We start from the raw sequence: 18,457 nt of genomic DNA on the forward strand, positions 1-18,457 counted from the left end.
TAACTTCATCTCAATTAACCTTGTTTTTCAATCTTCGTCTTACCGTGCATATATGGAACTAATACATCCGGAATCGTAACCGTCCCATCTTCATTTTGATAGTTTTCCAAAATGGCCGCAACGGTCCGACCGACAGCTAAGCCACTCCCGTTCAAAGTATGAACGAATTGCAATTTGCCATCGTCATCGCGATATTGAATGTGCGCCCGCCGAGCTTGGAAATCAGTACAATTTGAACAACTCGAGATTTCCCGGTACTTGTCTTGTTCTGGGAACCAAACTTCCAAGTCATGTGTCATGGCAGCTGTGAAGCTCATGTCACCAGTCGTTAACGTAATAACGTGATATGGTAACCCAAGTTTCTTTAGCAATGATTCGGCATTGTTGGTCAACTTCTCTAATTCATCCCATGAATCTTCTGGTTTCGTGAACTTAACCATTTCAACCTTATTGAATTGGTGTAAGCGAATCAAGCCTTTCGTATCACGACCAGCACTACCAGCTTCTTCACGGAAGGCTGGTGATAAGGCCGTAAAGTAAACTGGTAATTTTTCAGCGGGAATAACTTCATCACGATAATAGTTGACTAATGGCACCTCGGCCGTTGGAATCAACGTCAAATCTTGCGTCGTAATCCGGAAAGCGTCTTCCTTGAACTTAGGAAATTGGCCGGTACCGTACATAGATTCATCAGTGACCATGTATGGCGGCAAAACTTCCGTATACCCTTCAGCTTCGTGCTGGTCTAAGAAAAAGTTGTAAACGGCGCGTTCCAGTTTAGCACCATCGCCCACGTAGTATAAGAAACGACTACCAGAAACCTTAGCACCGCGCTCAAAGTCTAAGATGCCTAAATCTTCACCGATATCCCAATGTGCTTTCGGCGTAAAGTCAAAATGCCGTGGTGTCCCGATTCGACGTAATTCAACGGCATCTTCTTCTTTCAAGCTAACTGGTACGTCGGGATGGGGCATGTTTGGTAAATGTGCAGCCATATCCTGAACTTGGGCATCGACTGTCCGCCGTTCTTCATCCAACGTCTTCACATCGGCGCTAACCTTTTGCATTTCTGCAATTTCGGCACTAGCGTCTTCCTTGTTCCGCTTCTTCTGTGAAATTTCGCCTGAAACTTGGTTACGCGTCGACTTCAATTGTTCGCTCTTGGCGATCAATTCACGACGCTTTTCATCAGCGGCCAATAAATCATCGATGTCACTCGCAGCAACGCCCCGATGACCAAGCTGTTCTTTTACAAAATCTGGATTTTGACGAATCATTTTAACATCTAACATAACGACGTCTCCTTTTCACTTTTAATCGTAAATAAAAACAGTCTCTCCTCCCAATTGGGACGAAGAGACTGCGATTCGCGGTACCACCCAAGTTCAGGATCATGATTAATCCCACCCTTAAACGGATAACGGCCGTGCCGTGCAGTATTACCTGCCCACATTGTCGCGCCGGAGTTTCGACTACCGATTCACACCACCCACCGATTCTCTGAACGTCTACTTAAAAACGCGCCGTGTTTAATATTCACTGTCTACTATAAAACATTGATTCTAAAAAGGCAACTAGCCTAAACTAGCCACTTTTTCGTCGATCAACCGAATGACTTCCTTACGCGCATCCGCATCGGCGACAAAGTCCAGCTGATCCCCGTCGATCTGCATCTTCGGGCTATGATCATAATTAGCGTACCAGTCGTCATAGCGTTCATTCAAAGTCTGATAATATTTATATAAATCAGGATCTTGATCAATTTGTTCGTAAGAACGGCCCCGCTTTTGGATTCGTTTGAGCATCGTATCAAAAGAAATATTGATATGAATAAGTAAATCAGGACTCTTTTGATGAGACGCTTCTGGCAATTCCTGCATCATGTTATCTAATAATGAATCATAAATGTCAACTTCGGTATTCGTCGCCCGGCCAAGATCACCATTCAAATGAAATAATAATGAATCTTCAAAAATCGACCGGTCTAAGACGTCCAGATCGTTAGCAAAAGCTGATTTAATACTGTCTAACCGTTTATTTAAAAAATAGATTTGTAATAAGAAGGCGTACTTCTTAGGATCCTTATAAAATAACGGCAAAATGGGATTATCATCAACTGACTCGTAAAACGCTTTAGAACCAAAGTGGTTAGCCACTAACTGCGTTAAACTCGTCTTGCCGGCACCGATTGTTCCTGACATTACAAGCATGGGGCGTCTCTCCTTTTAATCACGTCAAAATTTTGATTATCTCTAAAAGCAACACTACATATTGTACGCACCCACGTCTTAAAATGCAATATCTGGTGAGTCAATTCAGTGAAAAACTTCGCACCAGCCACAACTGCGACGCACTAGTCAGCGATCCAAGCAACTCACTAACACACACTGGGTTACTACCCAAGCCGGCGCTGGTGGCACTTCAGCTTTGAGTGCGGCCTCTGACCAGCATAATCTGTCGTGACCAAATAATACTCAGTTGAGACGAACCCACATTGCTAAACCGAAGACAATTTAAAAGCGCACGCTAGCTAATTCCTAACGTACGCCATAAATGGTATTAATTGGGGCCATCAATAATACGGCTAGCTTATTACTTGGCCGCCTTTTCTCGAGCTTGCAGCAAACTGACGTACTGTTCGAGAGTCAAATTGTGCTTAGTCATGAATTCCGCACTCGCCTTACCAACGTAACGGAAATGCCAAGATTCATAGTCAATCCCGGTCGACTGCTTACCATCTTTAGTAAAGCGCAACACAAATCCATAGTCCGCCGCGTGATTAATCAACCACTGCTGACCCTTGTTCTTGTCGGATGATGACAATAATTGATTACCATGAGTGCTGTACCAGTGCGTGTTCATGATATCTGCTGCGAGACCAGTTTCATGCTCACTACCACTAGGAACTGCGACATATTCTTTAGTCAGCTTTAAGGCTTCCTTGGCTGATTTTCCTTGATTCTCATAGGTTTGAATCGACTGATCCCAAACCTCTTTTTGATAAGCGACTGAACGATACCCAGACACGATTGTTGCTGGATAGCCGGCTTTTTTTGCCCCCGCTAGAAAGGCTTCCAATGGTTTGACGATAGAACTACGGACTTCAATACCATCCACGCTCGACTTATTAAATGTCATCTCAGCGCGCTTATGCCACTTATTGACGACCACTAAGTCGCTATCGGTCGATTTAACGTCTTTCGGTAAGGCACTAATCAGTCGTTGCCGCTTGGTCTGCGTCTTCGTCGACTTAGCACTCGTAGAACTACTAGTCGCTTTAGACGTCGACTGGCTAGCACCACAGCCAGCCAGGACACCTGCTAATGACACTAATGCTAGACCTCTTAACAAATTTCTCTTTAACATCTCTCTCGCTGCCTTTCTCATTTCAGCTTAGCATAGTCATAGCCGACTAGCCTATTCCTAAGGATAAGTTTGCGAATTTTTAATGATTCCATATTCTCATTCTATCAAATTACCATAGATATCAGATTAGCGCACCCTCAATTTGCCGCTTGCTATCATTACAATCGTGCAAGCCCCCACTCATAACGACCCGCCGTGACCATCTGTTGCGAGCAGTGTTATCAGCATAAATCAGGACACCTAAAAATACGACCGCGCCTTGAGTTGACAGGTCCAACTCTCGCCGTCAAAAAATGCGATTGACCCAGTGTCAACCGCATTTAATCAAACTATCAAAGTGCGTGCTTAATCTTGATGGTGTCGTTTGCGTGTCAAATCAACCTTGTCTAGCGGAATCATCTTAGTATGATAGCGAATCTTATAATAGACATACAAGATGATGAATAACGGGATGCTCATATAGGTCACCCCAATAGCCTGCCAATCAAGCGTTGCAAATGAATGTAAGTCTTGACCAATAATGACCACGACACACAAGATAAAGGCGAACCACGGGCCAAATGGGAACCACTTGGCATGGTACCGCAATTCACTCAATTGATGCCCCTGCTTAACAAACGCGCGACGGAAACGCAGATGCGAAATAGCGATTCCTAGCCAAGCGATAAAACCCGTTAACCCACTGGCCGAAACGAGGAAAATATAAATCCGTTCACCGAATAGACTCGACAAGAACGTGAGTAATCCAATCACCGTCGTTCCTAATAATGCCATGATTGGAATCCCACGACGATTGACCCGACCAAATGTCTTGGGGGCATAACCCTGTAATGACAAAGAATATAACATCCGTGTCGAGGCGTACATCCCCGAATTAGCAGCTGACAATACGGACGTCAAGATCACTGCGTTCATCACACTGGCCGCAGCCGCCAACCCAGCCCGTTTAAAGACTAACGTGAACGGACTGATGGCAATATCGCTCGCTGATGACCCTAGAAGATCTTTCGACGTATAAGGAATAATCGCCGCAATCACGAAAATGGCTAAAATGTAAAATAACAAAATACGCCAGAAAACTTGTTTAATAGCCGCCGGAATACTTTTCTCCGGTGTTGCTGACTCCCCGGCCGTGATCCCAATTAATTCGGTTCCTTGAAACGAAAAACCAGCGACCACGAAGACACTCAAAATCGTTGGAATTCCACCGACAAATGGTGCCTTTTTATAAGTAAAGTTACTGAGGCCAGTGGCATGACCGCCCATGATTCCCACGATCGTCAAGACACCGATAACCAAGAATACGAGCACGGTCACCACTTTAATTAGCGAAAGCCAGTACTCAGTTTCTCCAAACGACCGGACTGACAGCGCGTTGATCGTAAAAATCAAAACGAGCGCAATCAGACTAAAAACCCACCCCGGCACGGATGGCAACCAGAACTGCATGACAATCGCCGCCGTACTAATATCGACCGCTAAAGTGATTGCCCAGTTGAACCAGTAATTCCAGCCCATCGCAAACCCAAGTGCCGGGTCAACAAACTTCGTGGCATACGTGGAAAACGAACCTGAAACGGGCAAATAAGTTGCCATTTCGCCCAGACTAGTCATTAAAAAGTAAACCATCACTCCAATACCAACGTAGGCCAGTAATGCTCCCCCTGGCCCAGCCGTTGAAATTGCCGAACCGGACGCGACAAACAGCCCGGTCCCGATACTACCACCTAATGCAATCATGGATAAATGCCGCGTCTGTAAGGAACGATGCACTTCCTGATGTTGTTTTTCTGCCATTGCAGAACCTCCAAAAATCGATTTATATCTAAAAGTGTTCACACCGATTCAGGTTAGCACAATCAAAATAAAAAGCCTCTTTGCCTCACGATAACGTGCGCAAAAAGACTTTAATCAGATTGATTGACATAATTGCTGATTTCATCGTCGATAGCGCCCCGCAACTATTCTAGCTGCGACAGTCCTTGATTTATTCAACCAAGGCCCAACGGATGAATCGGTCACTGATCCATCGATTTCGGCGGTTGCCCCGTTCACTGACCTTCATAAGTGGTGACCCACTTCCAGCCGGCTACTATTGTTAACCGCATCCTCTTCTTTCGATATACTCAACCATTATATCTGACCGACCATCTTTTGACAACCGGTCACTAATGTTAATTTTAATAAAACTGGTCTGGTAACATTGTCTTACCTAACGCCTTGTTATCAGAATAATCAATTGGAATATCCACCACAACTGGACCATCCGTGGCAAAGGCCTGATCAAGCACTTTTTCCAAATCAGCAGGTTGGTTTACCCGCAAGCCAGTCGCACCAAAGCTTTCAGCATACTTCACAAAATCAACTGGGCCAAAGTGGACCGCTGCATCCTCGCCATACTTCATTTCTTCTTGGAATTTAACCATATCGTAGGTGCCATCATTCCAGATCAAATGAACGATATTTTGCTTCAGTCGAACAGCCGTTTCCAGCTCTTGGGCGGAAAATAGGAAACCACCATCACCAGAGACAGATACGATTTGCGTATCTGGACGAACCAAAGCCGCTGCGATTGCCCAAGGTAAGGCCACCCCTAGCGTTTGCATCCCATTACTGAACAACAAGTGCCGTGGTTCATAGCTCCGAAAGTGACGCGCCATCCAGATATAATGACTGCCGACATCGACCGTCACTGTCATGTCATCACTGACCCGTTGTTGTAAGGCTGCAATTACTGACAGCGGATGATTTAACTTGGACTGCTTATCAATATTAGGTACGAAATCACGCGTCTGAAGCCGTTCTTGTAATTCACCCAAGTAAGCTCGCGCACTATCGCTAATATCATAGCCCTTCATGTACGGCAACAAAAAGTCTAACGTCTGGGCAATATCACCGATCAATTCGGTTTCCGGTTGAAAATTATGATCAATTTCAGCGCGCATTGCATCGATAACCACGATACGGGATTTGCCTTCCGCATTCCAGTTGCGGGGTTCATATTCAATCGGGTCATAACCGACCGCAATCACTAAGTCGGACTTCTTTAGTAACATGTCCCCCGGTTGGTTACGGAATAACCCGACCCGACCGAAGAAATGGTTGGCTTCCAAATCACGTGAAATCACGCCGGCCGCTTGGAAAGTCTCGACAACTGGTAGATTAGCAGCAGCCACCAAGTTCCGAATTGCTTTCGTCACTTCTGGTGAAGAAGCCCGCATCCCAACTAGCAAGACCGGCAACTTAGCTGCTTTGATTTTTTGTGCTAATAACGTGGCTTCGACCGGGCTAGCAGGCCCTAACTTAGGTGCTTGGATTGGTGTAATAACAGGTGTGCGCACAATCGAATCAGTGACATCTTGTGGCACACTAACAAAGCTGGCACCCTGCTTAGCAGCTGTGGCTTCTTGGTAGGCGTTTGCGAGCACTTCCGAAATATTTTCCGGTTCTTGAACTTCCGCACTGTACTTTGTAATCGGCTTAAATAGTGCCGCGTTATTCATACTTTGGTGGGTCAACCGTAACAAGTCAGCACGCTGAACTTGACCAGAAATTGCCAAGACTGGGTCACCTTCAGCAGTTGCCGTTACGAGCCCCGTGGCTAAATTGCTGGCACCGGGGCCAGATGTTGTCATCACTACACCAGGTTTCCCAGTAATCCGACCGATTCCGGCAGCGATAAACGCGGCATTCTGTTCATGCCGCGTCACGATCAACCGCGGACTTTTCGGGTTGACTGGGTGCTCCAAGCGCTCAAAGACCCGATCGATCTTAGCGCCTGGAATCCCGAATACGTACTTAACGTCGTGGTTTACAAGGCTGTCGACGATCGCATCGGCCCCGTAATATTTCTTATCTGGCATGTTGTTCCCCTCTATCTTGTGAAATTCATTGTTAGAATACCATAAAAAACGCTTTAATAACAGCATTTTCAGCCTTGTGAAATAAAGTGTATCATTTTGAAAATGATCCCCGATTGGCAAAAGCGCGTCAATATTGGTTTACCAAGCGAAACCGCTCCCAATTTTTATCGAGTTTGTACGACGTCTCACTTATGTGCCCGCATCCGACTAAGCAACGCATTTAATTGGGCCATTTTATCATCTGAGTAATTCGTCCAATCCAACACTGGGATTTGAGTAACAACTAATAATTCCTTGATCAACGTCGCCAGTTTTTGCTGGTCTAAAAAATCTAACCATAATTGATCCGCTCGCGAAAAAATCCCGTTGACCACTTTCGTCCCTTCATGAGCGACCGGTTCAACGTCCTTAAATACTCGGTCAAAATAACCATAATTCGGAAAGGTCTGCAACGTCCCCTCGATGGCCGCGACCACATCTGTAATTGAAATGTCCTCAGGTGAGCGTGCCAAGTGGACACCCCCGTTATTTCCACTGGTGGACGTGACCAGTCCTGCCACTACTAATTTACGAATAATCTTACGAATATACGAAGCGGAACCACCAATTCGCTCGTGCAAGACATCCGCAGTCAACGGAATCTCCGGTTGCTGTGTAGCCAACAATACCAACACGCAGGCGGCCTGTTCAAACGATTTTGCGAGTTGCATTAACTCACCTCCTAAAGGTTTAATTCCACACAATCAAAGAATAACTCCGTCTGACCAGCGCCAAACGGGGCGTAATCTGGATGGCGAACAGCATCATACTGTCGAAAATTAGCATGCTCTAAGATTCGCTTAGACGCCGGATTATTAGCTAGACAACTGGCTGTGATCCGCCGCAAATGAAGCGTTTCAAACCCGTATCGTAAAATACGTGCAACTGCTGCCGTCATAATGCCCCGCCCCCAATATCGAGCGTTCAACATATACCCGAGATCCATCTCTAAAGTTGCTGGTTCGCCCGTATTCGTCATGCGCTCATACAACCCCACACTGCCAATCACGCGGTGGATCGCTGTTAGTTCAATCGCAAAAATCTGTGGTAACTTCGCTTGCTGTTTCAATAAGAATTCGGCTTCCACTAAGCTGTGCGCTGGCGTAAAGCCCGCCGATGCCGCAATTGACGGATCACGAACTAAGTCATAATAATCCTCTGTATCTGCCAACGTAAATGGCCGTAACTCGAGTTGCTCATTCCGAGTTGTAACCGTAACCATGCCCATATCTGTTCCACCTGACTTGCGTTATAATAGTTATGTTAACCATATCAAATTGAGGTGATTGCATGCAAGTTATTAAGCAAAAATTAACAGCGACGTGCGCGCAATTGACCGGTTATTTGCATCAACCGGATACGAACGCACACCAAACGAACTTACCCGCCATTATTATCGTTCCGGGCGGCTCATACACGCATATTCCAGTGGCGCAAGCAGAGAGTCTCGCCATGGCTTTCGCTGGGCACGGTTACCAGGCCTTTTACTTGGAATATACGCTACTCACTGATCAACAACCACTCGGATTAGCACCCGTATTAGATTTAGGACGAGCAGTCAACTTGCTTCGTCAACACGCGGCCGAATGGCATATTGATCCGCAACAGATCACGCCTGCTGGTTTTAGCGTGGGTGGTCACATTGTGGCACTGTATAACGATTACTGGGCGACCCGCGTGGCAACTGAATTAAACGTAACGCCCGCCATGTTAAAGCCGAATAACGTGGTACTCGGCTATCCAGTCATCAGTCCATTGCTAGGTTTCCCCAAGGATGACGCGACCTTGGCTACCTGGACACCAACGCCGAACGAACTGGCCGCTGACCAACACGTCAATTCAGATAATCAGCCGACTTTTATCTGGACAACGGCTGACGACCCAATTGTTCCAGCAACCAATACGCTTGCCTACGCGACTGCGTTAGCAACTGCTAAGATTCCTTATGAACTACACGTCTTTAAACATGGCCCACACGGACTAGCCCTTGCGAATGCACAAACAGCATGGAAACCAGACGCCAATCAGCCGCACGTCGCCCACTGGTTAACGTTAGCACTTGAATGGCTAGCTGATAATCGTTAGTTCATTACCAGTCGTTGCTAGTTAATATTTTATAGCTGTAAACAAAAAATCGTTTGCTTCGATCAATTTCTCGCAATCAGCCGAGTAGTGTCGATTAAAGCAAACAATTTTTTATTTTGAGTCTATTATTTAGTGACACGGTTGCCTGCTAAATAATAGATTAGTTTAAGTTTGTTAATTGTCTTTATAAATATGAGCGATAAAACAACGGCCATTTCAATAATCCTGGTGCCCAGAAAACGTAGAACCATTGCATGATTTGACTCCAAGACCATGCCAACAACACGGCCCCAATCGTATCAGTTGGATAATGTGCATTCAAGTAAATACGTGAGAAAATGACCAATACTAACCATACGACACTCACCCACTTGACGATCATTGCCATTCGATAACTTGGCAACTCAGGAACAATCAACATGATAATCACGCTGACCAACACAAAGGTTCCTAAAACGTGACCACTGGGATAACTATATCCGGTATCCTGCGCTAAATGACCAATTGGTCGCGCTCGGCCGATGATGTGCTTGACAATAAAGCCTAACGCCATTGCACCAACCATATATGCTAGCGTCCAGAACGCTTGAATCTTATATTTAAATCCGTACATTAGAAACGCCAGGATGACGATCCACAAAATGTCCATTCCGGGTGACGCCAACCAAGCAATCACCTTATAAAATACCGTCCAAATACCGCTATTACTAATTTGGACCAGCGACGTTAAGGCCACATCTAGTAAATCAATACCAACCGCGCCGTCACTAATAAAATAGCTTAAGTAGGCAAATAAAATTACCCCAATGACAAACTTGATCGGCCGACTACGCGACTTATCGATCATCAAAACAAGAACCCCCATTTAATATTAAAATTAACAAAATTATACCATAGTCTATTAATCGACTGAACGAATCATTAATATCTCTCAGGGAACCTTAAAAAAAAACAAAGAATTCCCATTTTAATCACGTTTTATTAACAAAAAGGTTATGATTTATCTGACAGTCATCGGTAATCAAGCTAAATCTTACGTGGATTCAGTTCCCGCTGACCCGAAAAAATGCTAAACTATGAATAACTATTACCATTGGAGGAAGAGTTCATGGAAGACATGCCAAGTCGCTCAGAAATGCATCGTGAGAAATCACAAGGAAACAATTCACAGGGGAACGGCAACGGGCCCAAGAAGAAGCACCCCGTTCGCAATACCGTTTTAATCATTATTGCCGTGTTATTAGTTGGGACCGGGGCCTTTGCCGCGCGAACTTATTTTAACGCCAAGAATGCGGCCGACACCGTCTTCAAGAGTAGTGGTATTAAAAAGAGTCGGAATACGAGCGCCGTATTGAATGGTAAGAAACCCGTCTCGATCCTATTACTCGGAACTGATACCGGGGCCCTCGGGCGGAACTATAAAGGCCGGACCGATACGATCATCTTAGCAACGATCAACCCCAAGACTAAGACAACGACCCTGATGAGTTTACCACGTGATTCTGAAGTAGCTGTCTCCGGCTTCGAACAGGACTTCCCGACTAAGTTAAACGCTGCCTACGCTTATGGTAGTGCCGGAACGACCATCAAGACCGTTCAAAAATGGTTGAACGTTCCAATCGACTATTACGCCCTGATCAACATGGGTGGCATGAAAAAAGTTGTGGATGAAATCGGTGGCGTTGACATTACTCCAATTCGGACATTTACCTACGAAGGCTACACCTTTACTAAGGGCCAAAAAGAACATATGAATGGTGCCAAAGCCTTGGCTTACTCCCGGATGCGTTATGATGATCCACTCGGCGACTATGGTCGGCAACAGCGGCAACGGCAATTAATTACCGCCATTATCGGAGAAAGCGCCAGTGCTTCCAACTTGCTTAAACAAGATTTCTTAAATTCACTTGCTAAACAAACACGGACTGACTTAACATTCGGTAATTTAACTAGTATCGTCACTAATTACCGTAGTGCAACCAAGAATATCGTCTCTGATCACGCCCAGGGTACTGGTAAGATGATTGATGGTCAGTCTTTCGAAGTTGTTTCGCAATCTGAAAAGCAACGGGTCACGAACGTCTTACGTAAGTCCCTTAATTTAAAGGCTGCGACAACCGGCGAAAAATTTGCTAACCAAAACTAACCATCTGATTTGATGATAAGAGTCGTGACTACTTGTTGCGATGTCTCAGCTAACTAATTAAAAAGGCGCCAACTGAACTGCTTAGTAGAGCAGTTCAGTTGGCGCCTTTTTCTGTATTGAATGCGAGTCGTAATAACTAATCTAAGCGCGTAACTATTCAGAACGCTGGCACACGGCAAATTAGTCGCACTAACCCACCACTTTTGGCGGAATTTATTTATGGCGCTTAGTCTTAGCGTCCGCAAACTTTGTTCACGATTCACAACTAATCAGCCAACAGTTAGGTTACGACTCCAATCGGTGCAACCGCCACTGGCGAATACAAAATGCGATAAGCCGGTTGAGTAATTCAGCTAATAAGAATCCCAATGCAATCGCACCAGTAATCATAATCACTTGCAACGTGAATGAAACCGCCTCACGATAATTACCCAGCGCAAAGTTACGCACCATCTGATAAGCCTGACTGCCGGGCACGAATGAAACTAAACTCGGAATATTGAAGATAATAGCGGGCATCTTCTTGTAGCGAGCTGCTAAGCTGCTGAGGACGCCAATACCGACCGAGCCAATTAAGCTTCCTAAGACGACCCCACCATCAAAAGCCTGAACAATCAAATAGCCACCCCACGTTAGGGTACCAATCCAGCCCGCAACGTTTAACGCTTGATGTGGAATATTAATAATCAGGCCAAACCCCAGTACCGCAATGTAAGCCAGCACTAATTGTCCAATTGTGCCCATCATGATCCCTCCGAATACCCAGGCTAGTGCCCGTACTTAAAATAATGTAATGACAACGGCGATCCCAAAGCCTAGTGCTGCCGCACTCAGCATCGCTTCCACGCCACGTGCAGGCCCACTGACGAAATTACCAGCCAGAGTATCTCGTACGGCGTTTGTTAATGGCACTCCGGGCACTAGTGGCATCAACGACCCGATAATAATATCATTGACATTGGTTCCCCACCCAATCTGACACACCCATTCCGCGCCAAACCCAATTAGAAGTGCCGCCGTTAACTCGCTCAAAAATTTAATTTTAAGATACCGGTTAAGCAGATAAAAGACCAAGTAACCTAATGTTCCAATAATAACAGTTGGCCACGTATTAACAATTTCCTGACGAAACATAATCATCAAGGGGCCACTGACTAAGGCTGCACCGACCAACTGCAACCACAACGGAAATGAGCGCGAAGCTGCATCTAACTGATTAAGCCGTTGATATAAAGTTGGTAAATCAATGGTCGTAGCCGCAAATTCACGGGATAACTGATTGACCTGTGCCACTTTTTCAAGATCGATCGTTCGCTGGTTAACCGCGGCAATCTGCGTTGCATTACGTCCTTGAATCGACATCATGACACCCGTAATCGTCACGTAGGTATTGGCAGCAACAACCCCCGCATTCTGAGCAATCCGCATCATCGTATCATCTACTCGCGAAATCTCCGAACCATTCTCGACCATGATTTTACCAGCCTTCAAGCAAGTCGCAATAATCATCTCATCGGTTGTCACTGTCATCCCACCCTTTAATAATCAGAATTACATTCTCTAATAATTCTTACTTTAGCCAATGTCTGGCTGTTAGTAAAGCTTTATTTATGATAATTAAGCATCCGCTGCAAAACGACAAAAAACCGGTGATGAGAATTAATTCTCATCACCGGTTTAAGCCATTTAAGCTGTTAATTATGCTTTTGTAACGTTAACTGCTTGTGGGCCACGATCGCTTTCTTCAACGTCGAAGTTTACAGCTTGGCCTTCATCAAGACTCTTGAAGCCGTCTTCTTGGATAGCTGAGAAATGTACGAATACATCGCTACCGTTTTCGCGAGTGATAAAACCAAAACCCTTATCAGCGTTGAACCATTTAACTGTTCCGTGTTCCATAATAAAAAATCCTCCTAGTGCATTTTGCACGTATAAAATAATGTAAATCATGATTCGGTACAAATGGGGATAGTTTATTGAAACGATCTGACCAAAATTACCTAACCAAGCTACAAGAACAATTGTAGCATATTGTTTCTAAAAAGGGTAGCCAAACACCATGATTTCCATGAAATGTTTATGTGATGATAAATGAAACAGAATAACTAACTAACAATTAACAGGTTTGTTCGGAAATAGGTGCCGCATGCTTACTTTACAAAGACATTGTGCGCCGCTTTATAGCTAACTGGGATTTCCTCGCCCGTTTTCTGAATGGAAACGGTAACAGGGCCTTCAAATGGATCGTGCTTTAAAACCGTGACCTGCTGTCCAATCTTGAGCGGTGTATCATGCAAATAAACTAATAAATCATGATTATCAATAAATCGCTCAATCGTAACCGTTGTGCCATCCTGCGTATCTGCTAAACTCACATGACTGTCTTCCTGATAATGACCATCCTTATCGGGAATCGCGCCACCATGCGGACAATGCGTCGGATTGCCTAAAAAGGCTTCCAAAGAATCCACTAGTCGTTCACTGGTCACATGCTCCAGCACTTCCGCTTCCGTATGCACGTCTGGCAAATCATAATCCAATTTATCAACTAAGAAATCTTCCCAGATTCGGTGCTTGCGAACTAACGTTTCAGCGTAGCGAATGCCTTTCTTTGTTAACGAAATCCCAGCATACGGGGTATGCTTAGCCAAGCCTTCCTGAACTAATTTACCGACCATCTCCGTTACAGAGCCGGCCGCGATGTCTAAACTTAAGGCAATTTGCTTATTCGACACCTTTTTTTTCGTACCACCAAGCTCGAAAATAATTTTTAAGTAATCTTCCTTCATGGGGGTCATGAATATTCTTCACCTCAACTAAATAGTTACTTCTGATTCTCTCTAATATAATTCTAACATCTTACTACAATTGAGACACCAGTTCTAGTCTCTAATAACGACAAAGCTTTGAAATAATTGCCTAATCGTGACATAATTAATTGTAGCGCAAAATAACCAATTTGGTTACTAATTTAGAAACGTGCTTGTTCAACTAAGGAGGAACCGCATCGTGAATGATGATGCTCAATTATCAATTACGCAATTGGATAGTTCTTTGCAGCACAAGGCAGTTGAAGACTTTGCCGCATTCTACTTACCACTTTTTGACGCTAACAACCTTGAAATGATGTCCAACTATGATGTTGCCAGCTATATGACAGACATCAATGAACACCTTACTTACGGCCGCTACATGACCAAGGCTCAGCGCTTGAGTGACACCGTTAGTTTTTCATTTACCGCCTACGTCAACTTGATTGATCGACTCGATCAACAATACTTTACTAGTGGTAATCCAGCACTACCATGGAATGAATGGTTAGCCGCCAAGTTTGCTCAAACTGCGACATCTTAACAATTCCTACTTAATTAACGCGCGCTACTCGTGATTATTTCATATAGAAGTAGAATTAATACTAAATGAAAGACAAGCACCACGCGTACTTATAGATTATTTAAAGAGATTGAGTTGATACTCGGTCTCTTTTTTGTTGATAACCACACTGATAGATTACGTTTTAACGTACGAAAGTACAAAAAAGCCCCAAGCTTTCCCGCAGCACTTGGGACCTCTGGTAAATATCATCACCGGGCGATTGAAGACTACTACTAGTTTCAATTACACGTTGTTTTATGCACGATTACTACCTAGTTCTAGCTAGGCATCTCTCAGCGCTTATTCGCGCTCCGTTGTAAATCCTTTTGCAAAGTTAAACTTCAAAACACGACCAACATGACAACGGTCAACCCAGCCATAAGATCGGTTGACGAACGGGAAACTTAAATGCCCAAGTGACTTACCGACATTTACCAACTTAAATTTAACATTAATTAATCGGTTACACAAGCTGAAGGTTGCTAGCGCTCTGACTTAACGGGATAAAGTCGATAATGTGGCGTCTCATCTTGAATATAACAATAAAGCTGTTGTGTCTTCGCTTCGTCAAAATATCCCAACTTGACCATGTGGTGACCATCCCGTTCTTCGATTCCTTGAAAAGCCGTCATCATAAAGATGCGCATCATTTCCATTTGGTTATTATACCCATCGGCCCGCTCGACAGCCGCTGCCAGTGTAAAACCCTCGTCTAACATCATCTTGATAAAATGAACACGCATCAGCATACCATACGAATAACGATGCGTGGTATTCTTCTCACTCACTTTAAGACTATGAATATAATTTTTCTGTTCCCAGTAACGTAGCTGTGTCTGAGAGACGCCGGTCATCTTCGCCAAATCGCTAATTCCGATTGTGAATTGATGCTTACCCAGCTGTTCTTTAAATTTCTTAAAAAATACACCGTCTTCTTGCTTATCCACGGGTCAACCTCTTTTCTAACATTTTCAATACTCAGTATATTATTTTTAATATTAATGTCAAGCTTGTTGACAAAGTCGATAAATCCGATTATATTAGACAACGTACTTTTTTAGAGAGAAGGGATTTACTTGTCAACTCCTGTTGATACGCATGGGAAGCCTTATAACCGTGGCTTGCTCATTGCAGTTTTATTAGTTGGTACTTTTTGTACCGTTCTTAATCAAACGATTTTAACCACTGCCTTCCCAACGTTGATGAAAGATTTCGACATCACAACGTCGACCGTGCAATGGTTAACAACCGGGTTTATGTTAGTCAACGGGATTATGATTCCCGTTAGTGCGTGGTTAAGTTCACGGATTTCCACTAAATGGTTATATCTTTCCGCAATGGCCATTTTCGAAGTGGGTACTATTATCTGTTGGACAGCACCAAACTTTGGCTTCTTATTGGCTGGGCGTTTGATCCAAGCCGTTGGGGTCGGGGTCACCATGCCATTACTTCAAACGATTATGCTATCTATCTTCCCTGCTGATAAGCGTGGGGCTGCCATGGGGACTGCCGGAATTGTTATCGGTTTGGCCCCAGCCATCGGTCCAACCTTATCTGGGTGGGTTATCGACAACTTATCATGGCGTGATTTATTTGGTTTGATCGTTCCAATCGTCGCAATCGTTCTAATCGCTGGCTTCTTCTTCATGGCCAACGTCTTGGAAACGTCTAAGCCAAAATTAGACTTTGCATCCTTGGTACTTTCTACCATTGGTTTTGGGAGCTTACTATACGGCTTTTCATCCGTTGGTGACAATGGCTGGACGTCAACCGTGGTTCTCTCAACTTTAATTATTGGTGTTATCTTCATCATTGGTTTTATTTGGCGTCAATTGACGATGGAAAATCCATTCCTCCAATTACGGGTCTTCAAGCATGCCGAGTTCACAATTGCAGCTATTTTGAGCTCAGTTGCTAACATGGCCATGGTAGGGGCCGAAATGGTTATTCCACTTTACCTGCAAATTATTCATGGTTTCTCCGCCTTTGAATCTGGGCTATCACTATTAGCTGGTGCCCTAATGATGGGGGTTATGAGTCCAATTACCGGCCGGGCCTTTGACCGTTTTGGTGCCAAACGCTTGGCAATTTTAGGGATGTTTTTACTGACAATCGGGACCATTCCATTTGCCTTCATTACTCGTAATACCGCAACGGTTTACATCGTGGTTCTCTATGCCGTTCGGATGTTTGGGATTGCCATGGTCATGATGCCGGCAACTACCGCTGGGATGAACGCCCTTCCCGTTGAACTAATGGGTCATGGGACTGCCGTTAACAACACGACGCGTCAAATCGCTAGTTCCATTGGGACTGCCATCTTGACTTCCGTCTTATCAAACGTTACGGACGCCACAAAACCAGCTCATAGCTTGATTAAGAGCAATCCACTTGGTTATCAGAACAGCTATTTCAACGCAACCTTAAATGGTTACCACGCGGCTTTCTGGGTTGCCGTGGGCTTCTCAGTTGTCGGGCTCGTCGTCGCGTTCTTCATGAAAGGCAAGCAGCATTCCGTTAAGCCAGTAATGAACACTAAGGAGGTGAACGACTAATGATTCTCGTACTACTCGTTGTTAGCGCAATCGCGCTCTTCTTATCATTTATCTACGTTCACCAAAACACGTTACGAATCAGCCTATCCGTTATCTTTGCGGCACTCTTAGTGACCTCGATCGTCTTCGTCTCCAAGAATGATGGTCAACATTACGGGATGGTCAAAACAACGACGACCACCACGCAATCATTAAAGTCTGCTGGTAGTAGCAAGCAACTTGATTTATTGCTCTATCAAAGTGTGGGTACCGCTGACAAGCACCGGGTCTATATTTATAAAAAGACCACTAATCAGAAAAAAGTTAGCCATACGACAGCCAGCGTCAAGACTGCTAACCAAGTTAAGACGACGACCGCGACACCTAAGTTAGTTACTAAGACGACACGGTGGACTTATAAGAGTAACGCCATGAAGTTCTGGTTTGGCTTAGCCAACAATGACAAACAGTTGATCAAGCGAACCAACTACTTCTATATCAATAAGAACTGGGTCGTACTTAGCACAACCCAAGCTAAACAATTCAGTAAATTGATGAAGCAACAGCAAGCGACATTAAAAGCGCGTGCTAAAGTCTACGTGACTAATCAGGTCAAGGCCGCAATGGTCAAGAACCCGACAATGAGCAAAGCGCAACTCGCAAAAGTTCAAAAAGCAGCGGCTGCTCAATATCAAGCCAATGCCATTCAGAGCATGCTTAAAACCGTTAAAGCTAGCAAATAACTTGAACTAACAATTAAAAATAGCTGACAAGACCCCGGCATGCCGGGGTCTTTGTTGTCTAAAGATCATCATGGCTTGTCCCCCCCTTTCACTAACGTCTTGCCAAAACTAGCGCCGGCGCCCCAGCGTCAAGACCACACTTATTCAAAATCGATGCGCCGGTTAATTATGCCGGTGGTTTACAAAAAATTCACGTTTCTTTTCTGAAAATGTACACTATCTTTACTAAAACATGATTTTGATGCTTTCGAGCAAATGATACGATTATCACGTACCAAGTTGATTGTTACGATGTCATTAGAAAGT

Annotated in this window: 18 protein-coding genes and 1 riboswitch; of the genes, 5 read left to right on the top strand and 13 right to left on the bottom strand. The window is 44.5% G+C overall.

The genetic code is table 11. The features are described from left to right. Positions 1-14: 14 nt before the first annotated feature. The 7 genes from serS to ACWQAU_RS06080 all read right to left on the bottom strand — a co-directional run bounded on the left by serS (position 15) and on the right by ACWQAU_RS06080 (position 8,496). Positions 15-1,292 carry a serine--tRNA ligase gene (serS, locus tag ACWQAU_RS06050; RefSeq protein WP_003644085.1) on the bottom strand — a complete coding sequence of 426 codons (1,278 nt, stop codon included), beginning with the start codon at positions 1,290-1,292 and terminating at the stop codon, positions 15-17. Positions 1,293-1,574: 282 nt separating this feature from the next. Beyond that, on the bottom strand, positions 1,575-2,210 hold the full coding sequence (locus ACWQAU_RS06055) for a deoxynucleoside kinase (protein ID WP_003641239.1): 636 nt from the start codon (positions 2,208-2,210) through the stop codon (positions 1,575-1,577). A gap of 382 nt (positions 2,211-2,592) precedes the next feature. After that, positions 2,593-3,330: a M15 family metallopeptidase gene (locus tag ACWQAU_RS06060; RefSeq protein ID WP_022638252.1), complete on the bottom strand. Its 738-nt coding sequence runs from the start codon at positions 3,328-3,330 to the stop codon at positions 2,593-2,595. Between the two features lie 381 nt (positions 3,331-3,711). Then, positions 3,712-5,163: an amino acid permease gene (locus ACWQAU_RS06065; RefSeq protein ID WP_003641236.1), complete on the bottom strand. Its 1,452-nt coding sequence runs from the start codon at positions 5,161-5,163 to the stop codon at positions 3,712-3,714. A gap of 143 nt (positions 5,164-5,306) precedes the next feature. Further along, positions 5,307-5,488: riboswitch (Lysine riboswitch) on the bottom strand. 58 nt (positions 5,489-5,546) lie between these two features. Then, positions 5,547-7,229, bottom strand: a complete 1,683-nt coding sequence (gene alsS / locus ACWQAU_RS06070; protein ID WP_003644083.1) for an acetolactate synthase AlsS — start codon at positions 7,227-7,229, stop codon at positions 5,547-5,549. A 185-nt stretch (positions 7,230-7,414) separates the two neighbouring features. After that, a complete protein-coding gene (locus ACWQAU_RS06075) occupies positions 7,415-7,939 on the bottom strand; it encodes an Rrf2 family transcriptional regulator (RefSeq protein WP_003641234.1) in 525 nt (174 codons plus the stop codon). 11 nt (positions 7,940-7,950) lie between these two features. Next, complete coding sequence (locus ACWQAU_RS06080) at positions 7,951-8,496, bottom strand: GNAT family N-acetyltransferase (RefSeq protein ID WP_003641233.1); 546 nt, start codon at positions 8,494-8,496, stop codon at positions 7,951-7,953. Positions 8,497-8,558: 62 nt separating this feature from the next. Here ACWQAU_RS06080 and ACWQAU_RS06085 point away from each other — a divergent pair, with 62 nt between their 5' ends. Continuing rightward, positions 8,559-9,353, top strand: a complete 795-nt coding sequence (locus ACWQAU_RS06085; protein ID WP_003641232.1) for a lp_1002 family arylesterase — start codon at positions 8,559-8,561, stop codon at positions 9,351-9,353. Between the two features lie 184 nt (positions 9,354-9,537). On the opposite strand, the gene ACWQAU_RS06090 is transcribed toward ACWQAU_RS06085, so the two are convergent. Further along, entirely contained in the window at positions 9,538-10,200 is a 663-nt protein-coding gene (locus tag ACWQAU_RS06090) for a phosphatase PAP2 family protein (RefSeq protein WP_003641231.1), read from the bottom strand. A 261-nt stretch (positions 10,201-10,461) separates the two neighbouring features. On the opposite strand from ACWQAU_RS06090, the gene ACWQAU_RS06095 reads away from it, so the two are divergent. Next, on the top strand, positions 10,462-11,499 hold the full coding sequence (locus tag ACWQAU_RS06095; protein ID WP_003641230.1) for an LCP family glycopolymer transferase: 1,038 nt from the start codon (positions 10,462-10,464) through the stop codon (positions 11,497-11,499). 285 nt (positions 11,500-11,784) lie between these two features. Here the strand turns inward: ACWQAU_RS06095 and ACWQAU_RS06100 are convergent, their stop codons facing one another. The 4 genes from ACWQAU_RS06100 to ACWQAU_RS06115 form a co-directional block, all read right to left on the bottom strand. After that, entirely contained in the window at positions 11,785-12,246 is a 462-nt protein-coding gene (locus ACWQAU_RS06100) for a threonine/serine exporter family protein (protein ID WP_003641229.1), read from the bottom strand. A 33-nt stretch (positions 12,247-12,279) separates the two neighbouring features. Beyond that, positions 12,280-13,029: a threonine/serine exporter family protein gene (locus ACWQAU_RS06105; protein WP_003641228.1), complete on the bottom strand. Its 750-nt coding sequence runs from the start codon at positions 13,027-13,029 to the stop codon at positions 12,280-12,282. Between the two features lie 168 nt (positions 13,030-13,197). Further along, positions 13,198-13,398 (bottom strand): cold-shock protein, encoded by a 201-nt coding sequence (locus ACWQAU_RS06110; protein ID WP_003641227.1) that lies wholly within the window; start codon positions 13,396-13,398, stop codon positions 13,198-13,200. A gap of 251 nt (positions 13,399-13,649) precedes the next feature. Next, a complete protein-coding gene (locus tag ACWQAU_RS06115; RefSeq protein ID WP_003641226.1) occupies positions 13,650-14,297 on the bottom strand; it encodes a metal-dependent transcriptional regulator in 648 nt (215 codons plus the stop codon). 211 nt (positions 14,298-14,508) lie between these two features. Here ACWQAU_RS06115 and ACWQAU_RS06120 point away from each other — a divergent pair, with 211 nt between their 5' ends. Next, entirely contained in the window at positions 14,509-14,853 is a 345-nt protein-coding gene (locus tag ACWQAU_RS06120; RefSeq protein WP_003644081.1) for a hypothetical protein, read from the top strand. Between the two features lie 503 nt (positions 14,854-15,356). Here the strand turns inward: ACWQAU_RS06120 and ACWQAU_RS06125 are convergent. Beyond that, positions 15,357-15,821 carry a MerR family transcriptional regulator gene (locus ACWQAU_RS06125; protein ID WP_003641224.1) on the bottom strand — a complete coding sequence of 155 codons (465 nt, stop codon included), beginning with the start codon at positions 15,819-15,821 and terminating at the stop codon, positions 15,357-15,359. Between the two features lie 129 nt (positions 15,822-15,950). Here ACWQAU_RS06125 and ACWQAU_RS06130 point away from each other — a divergent pair, with 129 nt between their 5' ends. Both ACWQAU_RS06130 and ACWQAU_RS06135 read left to right on the top strand, forming a co-directional pair. Next, complete coding sequence (locus tag ACWQAU_RS06130; RefSeq protein ID WP_003641223.1) at positions 15,951-17,429, top strand: MDR family MFS transporter; 1,479 nt, start codon at positions 15,951-15,953, stop codon at positions 17,427-17,429. Next, entirely contained in the window at positions 17,429-18,151 is a 723-nt protein-coding gene (locus ACWQAU_RS06135) for a DUF4811 domain-containing protein (RefSeq protein ID WP_003641222.1), read from the top strand. Before ACWQAU_RS06130 ends, ACWQAU_RS06135 begins: the two co-directional genes overlap by 1 nt. Positions 18,152-18,457: the final 306 nt, after the last annotated feature.

The organism is Lactiplantibacillus sp. 3062 (assembly GCF_055413545.1).

What these genes read in the sequence shown, in the direction of transcription:
- serS (WP_003644085.1), bottom strand. Translation starts at nt 1,292, where the DNA reads ATGTTAGATGTTAAAATGATTCGTCAAAATCCAGATTTTGTAAAAGAA.
- ACWQAU_RS06095 (WP_003641230.1), top strand. Translation starts at nt 10,462, where the DNA reads ATGGAAGACATGCCAAGTCGCTCAGAAATGCATCGTGAGAAATCACAA.
- ACWQAU_RS06085 (WP_003641232.1), top strand. Translation starts at nt 8,559, where the DNA reads ATGCAAGTTATTAAGCAAAAATTAACAGCGACGTGCGCGCAATTGACC.
- ACWQAU_RS06135 (WP_003641222.1), top strand. Translation starts at nt 17,429, where the DNA reads ATGATTCTCGTACTACTCGTTGTTAGCGCAATCGCGCTCTTCTTATCA.
- ACWQAU_RS06100 (WP_003641229.1), bottom strand. Translation starts at nt 12,246, where the DNA reads ATGATGGGCACAATTGGACAATTAGTGCTGGCTTACATTGCGGTACTG.
- alsS (WP_003644083.1), bottom strand. Translation starts at nt 7,229, where the DNA reads ATGCCAGATAAGAAATATTACGGGGCCGATGCGATCGTCGACAGCCTT.
- ACWQAU_RS06110 (WP_003641227.1), bottom strand. Translation starts at nt 13,398, where the DNA reads ATGGAACACGGAACAGTTAAATGGTTCAACGCTGATAAGGGTTTTGGT.
- ACWQAU_RS06115 (WP_003641226.1), bottom strand. Translation starts at nt 14,297, where the DNA reads ATGACCCCCATGAAGGAAGATTACTTAAAAATTATTTTCGAGCTTGGT.
- ACWQAU_RS06090 (WP_003641231.1), bottom strand. Translation starts at nt 10,200, where the DNA reads ATGATCGATAAGTCGCGTAGTCGGCCGATCAAGTTTGTCATTGGGGTA.
- ACWQAU_RS06105 (WP_003641228.1), bottom strand. Translation starts at nt 13,029, where the DNA reads ATGACAGTGACAACCGATGAGATGATTATTGCGACTTGCTTGAAGGCT.
- ACWQAU_RS06080 (WP_003641233.1), bottom strand. Translation starts at nt 8,496, where the DNA reads ATGGGCATGGTTACGGTTACAACTCGGAATGAGCAACTCGAGTTACGG.
- ACWQAU_RS06055 (WP_003641239.1), bottom strand. Translation starts at nt 2,210, where the DNA reads ATGCTTGTAATGTCAGGAACAATCGGTGCCGGCAAGACGAGTTTAACG.
- ACWQAU_RS06065 (WP_003641236.1), bottom strand. Translation starts at nt 5,163, where the DNA reads ATGGCAGAAAAACAACATCAGGAAGTGCATCGTTCCTTACAGACGCGG.
- ACWQAU_RS06075 (WP_003641234.1), bottom strand. Translation starts at nt 7,939, where the DNA reads ATGCAACTCGCAAAATCGTTTGAACAGGCCGCCTGCGTGTTGGTATTG.